This is a genomic window from Vibrio sp. 2-2(8) (assembly GCF_963888495.1).
Lineage (GTDB): Bacteria > Pseudomonadota > Gammaproteobacteria > Enterobacterales > Vibrionaceae > Vibrio > Vibrio anguillarum.
Genome location: NZ_CAWPJM010000042.1, coordinates 1 through 700, shown reverse-complemented (window position 1 = coordinate 700; position 700 = coordinate 1). Strand labels below are relative to the sequence as shown.

The 700-nt window shown below is 39.0% G+C and carries 1 protein-coding gene; it reads left to right on the top strand.

The window, feature by feature from the left end; translation table 11 throughout:
- Positions 1 to 37: 37 nt before the first annotated feature.
- On the top strand, positions 38 to 583 hold the full coding sequence (locus AACV12_RS11235) for a hypothetical protein (RefSeq protein ID WP_170901630.1): 546 nt from the start codon (positions 38 to 40) through the stop codon (positions 581 to 583).
- Positions 584 to 700: the final 117 nt, after the last annotated feature.

The window sequence follows — 700 nt, the reverse complement described above, 5'->3', positions numbered from 1 at the left end:
GGGCGTTATGTAAATTAATATAAAGTCGGAGTGTTGTTTGTTTAAGTTCAGTGAAGAAGTTCAAAAATTAAAAACGCAGACATTAGTTCTATCTGGCGTTGCGATGTTTATTGCCATTACGGGAGCATTGCCAGAGAAAATTGCAATCATTGGGCTTGACTTGTCGGCTAGCAAATCAACAGCAGGCTGGTTTCTATTTATAACTTTAGTTTACTTTTCCATCAAATATTTGGTGCTTTCTGCTCTAGAAGTATGTGGAAAACATCTTCCTAAGTGGATCGCTTATAAAGTTCGAAACGTGCGAGGCGATACTTTAGGTCTATCACCAGACGAGGTCGCAGTTGAATATGAAAAGTACAACTTTGATGAGGATGAAGAAGATATTGGAACACTTACTGGGGAAATAAAGGAGATAAAAAGAAAGCAGGAGCAGTTAGAGTCAACATACAAATCTAGGTATGTGAAAATTTATAATGCATGGGTCTACTTTGTCGATTTCGCTTTCCCAGCTTTTTTATCTGTCTATTCATCAGTTGCGCTTTACAAATTTTTGGCATGTGGCTTGGTGTACACATTTACATAACAAACTGTTCAAGAGGGATTCGCAACGCGTGGCATTTTTACTATGCGTTGGTTTTAGTGATTAAGGTGGTATGCGGCGGCTTTTGTATTGCGTTGCTCACCCCTTAACAGGGCGTTA